The organism is Methylobacterium sp. yr668 (genome assembly GCF_900116245.1).
GTDB lineage: Bacteria > Pseudomonadota > Alphaproteobacteria > Rhizobiales > Beijerinckiaceae > Methylobacterium.
Map to the genome: position 1 here is coordinate 1 of NZ_FOZY01000079.1, position 5,488 is coordinate 5,488.

Sequence of the window (5,488 nt, forward strand, 5' to 3'; positions counted from 1 at the left end):
GGCGTAAGGACGGCCTACATCAGCCCTGGCTCGCCGTGGGAGAACGGATATGTCGAGAGCTTCAACGCACAGATACGCAACGAGCTGCTGAATGGCGAGATTTTTTACACGCTCAAGGAGGCGCAGATCATGATCGAGGGCTGGCGACGGCACTACAATACGGTTCGGCCGCATGGCGCATTGGGCTACCGGCCGCCCGCGCCAGAGGTGTTCGTGCCAGCTATAGCCGCTTGGCCGGCTGCACCGGCCAAGCTCGCCGTGGTCCAGCGACCGACACTGCACTAACTTTGACCTTGGACCACCTCGTGGGGGCCGATCAGTACCCATCGAGGTCTGCGGCCTGACTATGCGAGGATGTTGACGGCGCGTGCGGCGACAAGGGCCACAGTAAGCAGGGAGATCAACGCCTCAGCCATCATCAGCAATTTCGCACGCGGCGTCAGCGGCAGCGTGTCAGTGGGTGAGAAGGCGGTGGCGTTGGTGAAGGCCAGAAACAGATAGTCTACAAACCTCGGCACGAACGGGGCTGCCGCATCCTGCTGCGGAAGCGTCATTTGTGGGAACAGAAAATCCGGATCCCGCGCACTCGGATGGCCGCGCAAAGCTGCACCACCGCGATCTGTCGTCCAGAACCACAGGGCGAAGATCACGACATTAGTGCCCCAGATGTTGAGGGCATCGATCAGCAAGGTCGGGCCGCCGGCTGCCTTGCCGTTTAGGAGGGCTTGGACCAGGGCTGCGAGGGCGGCGGTGTTGGTCACGGTGACCAGCGCAGTCATGAAGAGTGCCATCCTGCGGATCAGGCGATGGTGGCGGTGGACCTCGGCCCAGTGTGCGTCCGTGGTGGCGCGCCGCGCCCGGCCCTGGTTCCAGGCCGTGGCGGCCGAGAGTGGCACCAGCAGCGCGAGTTCGAGCGTCGGGGCAAGCCAGCGCGGCCCGAGCGAGAAGTCGTTCACAACGAGCAGTTGGAGGGCGGCGACGCAGGCGACGGCGCTTCGGGCCAACCAGAAATCCAGGGCGCTGGTCCGAACACGATCAGGGTGTGGCCTATCCATCAACAACGTCCCCTGAGGAGCTACCCTGTTGTGGCGAGCGCCCCCCTAACGCTTTTTGCCCAACTCGGCGGCGATATCCTTTGTCATTCGACCGACCTTCCGATGCGCCGCCGTGAGCTGGTCCTGCGTGACGCCCCAGCGCTTCATCCAAAACTCGACAGCCTTGCGTTCCGACAGATCAAGTCGATCCTTGTCGATGAAGCCACGTTTATCTTTAAGGCCGGCCATGGGAAATCCTATGGGTTTGGTTTCACGTGATCTGGGAAGGGTCTAAACCAACCTGACAGTGAGGCGGGCAAAGGGATGCGAGGAACCGCAACGGCGGCCTAGCCTGACTGGTGCTTCGGCCTCCGGTTGAGGCGGCCGAAACGGCGCTTAATGATATCGGCTGAGCTAGAGAGCGAGCGCGGCTACAGCGGCTGTGGAATCATACGAGCCTACCCGGAGCTTGATGCCTCGACGCTCAGAGGGCGAGTTCCCGATATGGGTTGCCGCTCACTTGATGTCATGATGCAGACCGACACGACAGCCAAAATCGGCGTTTGCTCGATGTGCGGGATACCGGTCATGTTCGATTTGACGAAGATGCTGGCCGACGCGCTCGGCGAGCATCTCGCTTTAACCTATCAGCGCACCTTCGGCAGTCGCGAGCGTTTTGCCGAGGTGATCGAGGCGTCCGCACGTCTCACCATCGAGCGGATCGTCGGCAGCGATGCGCTCGACCATGACGGCGACCACACCGCTCTCGTCACCCTCGTCGCTCAGGACATCCTGCGCGGCCCGTTCCTCGACAAGGGCATCACGCCGGAGGATTGGCTGCTCATGATCCTGGCGGCCCTGTACCATGACATCGGCTACGTGCGTGATGTCTGCTCAGGCGACCGGGCGAACGCCTTCGTCATCGACGCGCAGGGCATCACCATCGGTCTGCCACGAGGCGCGTCCGATGCAGCGCTGGCACCTTACCACATCGAGCGCTCGAAGCTGGCAGTGCAGGAGCGCTTCGGCACGAATGACGTCGTCGATGCGCAGCGGGTGATCCGCGCCATCGAGTTGACCCGTTTCCCCGTGCCTGCGGACGACGAGCACCGGGAAACCGGGACCGAAGCCGGCGTGATGCGTGCGGCTGACCTGATCGGGCAACTTGGCGATCCGCTATACCCTCGTAAACTGAATGCGCTGTTCCATGAGTTCGCCGAGGTCGGCCTGGCTGACCAGTTCGGCTATGCGAACCCGGCGGACCTCGCGGAGCGATACCCGGCGTTCTTCTGGGGCAAGATCGAACCGGTCATCGGGGACGCGATCCGCTTTCTCGATCTCACGGTTGAGGGGAGGAGCTGGGTGGCGAACCTCTACAGTCATGTGTTCGCCATCGAGCATGACCGCCGCCGGATGGGACCGCACCCGGGCTGAGCCACGCAAGATCAATCCTCGCAACTCCTCGAGAAAGCTACACCAACCGCCAAGAAAAACTCGCTGTGTTGCGAAATCGGATGATTAATTATATACGTTGGCGGACCAACAGACAGGAAGAGAAACTACTCTCCGGGCAATTTCTGCTCGTCTTGATATTTGAGCCAAATTGCGCGATCCGCTTCAGCGCGCTTGAGGCGGTCGGATTCTCTCTCATGCGTCAGCCACAGGACGACGGCGACCATCGTCGCCAGGACGAGCGGGCCGAGAAAAAGAACAACCATCTGTGCGAGCGTCAGGCTCACGCGCGCAGGGCTCCGAGCAGGCGTCTAGCCACCAGATGTAGTATACCTGCCAGGAGACTCCAACCAACCAGGAGAGCGCTGGCTGTAAGCGCGCTGGCGGTGCCCGAGAAGATTGCCACTGACGGGGAGATGCCGCCGACAGCCACGGAGGCGACTGCGACCCCGTTGACCCACATCGCCGTCAGCTTCGCCCGCTCATTGCGGATCAGCTTGGCGTCGTCGGGACTGAGTGGCGGGATTTCGGTATCGGCCATGACACGGGGTAGCTCGGAGCAACCGAGGGGTTGAGCAGGGGCTCGATCCGTGAAGCCATTTAGAACAAAACAGGAACAAAATCCAGAGTCGATCCTGCCTTTTCGCCGGTTTTGGCGCCACCATCCCCAATATACGAGCACTCGGCTGTCGGCGGTTATCGGCGGCGAAGGAGCCAGATGCTGAGCGTATGCCGCTCTTGGATGAGGTCGGCAGGCGCCTCGAAGCGCTTAATATGCGCTGTGGGTACGGCGGCTAGGCCAATCCCAGCTTCCCATGCGCCTCGGCGGGCGTCATCTGCCGAATGGCTTCTTCGGAAAAGCCAAGCTCACGAAGCGCCGCCCGCTGACGGTTCGTGATCATCAACGACACGGCAGGAGACGTCGCAGGCGCGCTGCCCGTCGCGTTCAGCTCGGCGTCCTCGGTGAGGCCGACACGGTCGAGGAACGCTTCCTCTGCCGCGGTCTGGTTGAGGAGCGGCCGAAGGCTGTCGTCAGTTCCCGCCATACATGACCTCATTGCTCCCCTACCGACCTCGGGAGTGCGCCGGATCAGCGACGAGACGGCGGTACGGCCCGCTCTGACGAAGCAGTAGGTTAGGGCCGTCAGGGCTGTTCCGTCAGAGCCGGATCTTGCCTACCGTCGCCCCGAGTGGAAGCGGTGACGCCAGCCCTCATTCAGCCTGCGCTCCTCAGCGCTCTCCTCCGGGACAGCGTCCAGACGCAGCAGGATCATCGCAAAGCCTTTCTGCTGACGGTACACCTGCTCATAGAGGTCCGGCGCGCGGAGGTCGCGCTTCACATCGATCCAGAGATCGGGACTACACGCGGCGGTGTCGCTCACGATGTTCGGCCGATGTGGGCTGCTGTGAAAGAGCGAGCCTGTCGGGACCGGGCTGCCGACCGCGCAGATGATGGCGGGAAAGGAGAGGCTCCGGTAGCACCGCTGCACCCGGCCGTTGCCCGCCACGACGATGGCGATCCGCTCGGGATGGTATTGTACGTAGGCCCGAGCCGCCGCCTCCTTGCCGACCGCGAAGTCGCGCGTGAGCACAAGAACGTGCTCCAGATCCGGCTCACGAAAGGCCGCCATCGCTCCCCGCAGCAGGTGCGGAGGCATCAGCATGAGGGCGGCGAAGCGGTTGGCCTCGACCTCCCTGCGTTGCCGCTGATCGCCCTCCTTCGCTGTGACGCGGAGCAGGTCAGAGCTCTTGCACAGGAACCGCCCGGGCTGATCCGGGACGTGCTGCACCATCAGGAAGTGGCCGAGTTGATGTGCGATCGTGAAGCGGCGCCGCGGTTCGCCCCCGCGCTTGGCGAGGATGGTGCCTTCAGATCGCTTCGCGTCGGTAACGAGGCCACCCTCGAACTCGTCGGTGTCGAGGTCCTCGATCCGGAGGATGCCGAGTCGTGCGCACAGCTCTTGGATCGGCACGGGCACCGGAAGGTTCGGCTCGGCCTGTAGGATGCGTTTGACGAGCGCCTCCGGCGAGCCCGCGTCCACGAGGTCCACCCTGCTGACCGACATCCGCGCAGCCCCTTCCCGTTCCGGAGTCGATCCATCAGGCCGCCCCGCACCCGCGATCCGACTCAGACCGCGTGCATGCGGCCTGAAGCACACCGCGCAGCGCTATTGGCTGATCGTAGCTTGCAACGTCCGCTTACGGGAAGTCGCCACAGTCAGCTGAATCGCCGGGATGGGCGCCAAGCCGAATGTCTGGTCCTGCGGACTCTGGCGATCCGGCGTGACGGAGTCTGGCCGAAAGCCGCCGGTCCGCTTCCGTGAAGGTCCGCGAGAAATGCGGACGGCCTCCTATCGACCCGTGCCAGCCATCCCGACAGCCATCGGCACTTCCTGAAAGCGGCCATTGGTCGGCGACGCCGCAACATCGGCTCAGGGTGGAAGGCCGAAGTAGTCGCTCGACTGCTAGGTGGCAGCGCATCCGGGCACCTCGGTTCCCGAGCGGTGCAGGGGGGCTGCGTTGGCTAAAGCTTCGCGCCGGTAGTGCATCGCAACCGCGCCGTTCTGGAGCGGCCTGGCCGAAACCAACGCAAGCCGCCGTGTGCTGGGAAGGCCACCCTGGTAAAGGGTCGGGCCGTGGCCAACGATCCGAGGATGGACGAGGAGCTTGTACTCATCGATCAGATCTAGAGCAGTTCCCGGTCAGGTAGCGACGGCCAAGTCGTCCTCGTAGCCGGCTGCGGCGAGGTAGTTGCGGCACTCCTGCGGAGTGAAGCGTGTGAAGGCCTGTCGGATCGCCGCCCAGAGATCCGGGATCGTGCGCGCAGCCGCGCTGCGTAGCAGAGCCTTCAGCTTCGCAAAGGCCTGTTCAATCGGGTTGAAATCAGGGCTGTAGGACGGAAGGTAGAGCAGCCGCGCTCCTGCAGCCTCGATCGCGTCCTGCACGCCGGCGACCTTGTGGGCTGGCAGGTTGTCCATGACGACGACGTCGCCTGGCTGCAG

The 5,488-nt window shown here is 63.6% G+C and carries 9 protein-coding genes and 1 pseudogene; 2 read left to right on the forward strand and 8 right to left on the reverse strand.

Annotated elements, in window-relative coordinates:
• Nucleotides 1-285, forward strand: a 285-nt coding sequence (locus tag BM419_RS31275; protein WP_139257192.1) for an integrase core domain-containing protein, incomplete at its 5' end; no start/stop codon positions are given.
• Between the two features lie 59 nt (nt 286-344).
• On the opposite strand, the gene BM419_RS31280 is transcribed toward BM419_RS31275, so the two are convergent.
• Nucleotides 345-1,004 carry a hypothetical protein gene (locus BM419_RS31280; protein ID WP_244540068.1) on the reverse strand — a complete coding sequence of 220 codons (660 nt, stop codon included), beginning with the start codon at nt 1,002-1,004 and terminating at the stop codon, nt 345-347.
• Nucleotides 1,005-1,100: 96 nt separating this feature from the next.
• Nucleotides 1,101-1,283, reverse strand: coding sequence for a DUF3606 domain-containing protein (locus BM419_RS31285; protein ID WP_003600567.1), 183 nt, complete (start codon nt 1,281-1,283; stop codon nt 1,101-1,103).
• Between the two features lie 279 nt (nt 1,284-1,562).
• Here BM419_RS31285 and BM419_RS31290 point away from each other — a divergent pair, with 279 nt between their 5' ends.
• A complete protein-coding gene (locus BM419_RS31290; RefSeq protein WP_244540069.1) occupies nt 1,563-2,468 on the forward strand; it encodes a metal-dependent phosphohydrolase in 906 nt (301 codons plus the stop codon).
• Between the two features lie 125 nt (nt 2,469-2,593).
• Here BM419_RS31290 and BM419_RS31295 read toward each other — a convergent pair whose 3' ends face one another.
• The 6 genes and pseudogenes from BM419_RS31295 to BM419_RS31315 form a co-directional block, all read right to left on the reverse strand.
• Nucleotides 2,594-2,773 carry a hypothetical protein gene (locus BM419_RS31295; RefSeq protein ID WP_091928744.1) on the reverse strand — a complete coding sequence of 60 codons (180 nt, stop codon included), beginning with the start codon at nt 2,771-2,773 and terminating at the stop codon, nt 2,594-2,596.
• Complete coding sequence (locus BM419_RS32205; protein WP_053622063.1) at nt 2,770-3,027, reverse strand: hypothetical protein; 258 nt, start codon at nt 3,025-3,027, stop codon at nt 2,770-2,772. Before BM419_RS32205 ends, BM419_RS31295 begins: the two co-directional genes overlap by 4 nt.
• A 253-nt stretch (nt 3,028-3,280) precedes the next feature.
• Nucleotides 3,281-3,532, reverse strand: coding sequence for a hypothetical protein (locus BM419_RS31300; protein WP_091928745.1), 252 nt, complete (start codon nt 3,530-3,532; stop codon nt 3,281-3,283).
• Between the two features lie 129 nt (nt 3,533-3,661).
• Nucleotides 3,662-4,537 (reverse strand): ImmA/IrrE family metallo-endopeptidase, encoded by an 876-nt coding sequence (locus BM419_RS31305; RefSeq protein ID WP_244540942.1) that lies wholly within the window; start codon nt 4,535-4,537, stop codon nt 3,662-3,664.
• Between the two features lie 414 nt (nt 4,538-4,951).
• Nucleotides 4,952-5,176 (reverse strand): annotated as a pseudogene (locus BM419_RS31310) (hypothetical protein); the annotation flags it as partial.
• Between the two features lie 12 nt (nt 5,177-5,188).
• Nucleotides 5,189-5,488: transposase (locus tag BM419_RS31315; RefSeq protein WP_139257193.1), on the reverse strand; the 300-nt coding region annotated here is incomplete at its 5' end.